Genomic DNA, 844 nt, shown 5'->3' with positions numbered 1-844 from the left:
AAAGGCGATTCCACCACTATACGGTGCGCTGATTAAAAATGAACAAGATGTACAGTTGCTTGAACGTTTAGCATTTATGTCACGCCGTTAAGAGTGTTTGCCAATGTTTGTGAGATTGTTTTACACCTTACGTAAATATGGTGTACCTGTAACAACTCGGGAGCTCATTGATCTCAATCAGGCAGTTGCTTCAGGTCTTGTATTTGCTGATCAGGAAGAATTCTATCAATTGGCTAAAACAGTTTTAGTCAAAGATGAACGCTTCTTTGATAAGTTTGACCGTGCTATGAAAGATTACTTTGATGGCATTGATACTTTTGATTTAGACGAATTGCTGAAACAAGTCCATAAGTTACCAAAAGACTGGTTTGATCTTGAATTACTCGAAAAGCATCTAACACCTGAGCAACGCGCCGAACTACAAAAAGCGGGTTCACTTGAAGAACTGATGAAAATGTTGGAAGAGCGGTTACGCGAACAACATAAAAAACATCAGGGTGGCAATCGCATGATTGGTACAGGTGGAACATCACCTTTTGGTGCTTTTGGTGATCATCCAGAAGGTGTGCGAATTGGTGGGCCGGGTCGTAAACGTTCAGCTGTAAAAGTATGGGAACAACGTAAATACCAAAATCTTGATGATGATCAAGTGTTAGGTACACGTCAGATGCAAATTGCATTGCGTCGTTTGCGTAAATTTGCACGTCAGGGCGCAGCAGAAGAGTTAGATGTAGACGGTACGATTCGTGAAACTGCTAAACAAGGCATCTTAGATGTACAGCTCGTGCCTGAACGTCGTAACCGTATCAAAATTTTGATGTTGTTTGATGTGGGTGGTTCGATG

2 pseudogenes are annotated in these 844 nt (G+C 41.5%); both read left to right on the top strand.

Going from position 1 to position 844, the window contains the following annotated elements:
• Positions 1-91 (top strand): annotated as a pseudogene (locus B4237_RS09120) (ATP-binding protein); the annotation flags it as partial.
• A 12-nt stretch (positions 92-103) separates the two neighbouring features.
• Positions 104-844 (top strand): annotated as a pseudogene (locus tag B4237_RS09115) (hypothetical protein); the annotation flags it as partial.

Source organism: Acinetobacter sp. UBA6526 (assembly GCF_002434875.1).
GTDB classification, from domain to species: domain Bacteria; phylum Pseudomonadota; class Gammaproteobacteria; order Pseudomonadales; family Moraxellaceae; genus Acinetobacter; species Acinetobacter venetianus.
The sequence above is the reverse complement of the archived record's forward strand: the minus strand, read 5'-3'. Positions and strand labels throughout refer to the sequence as shown.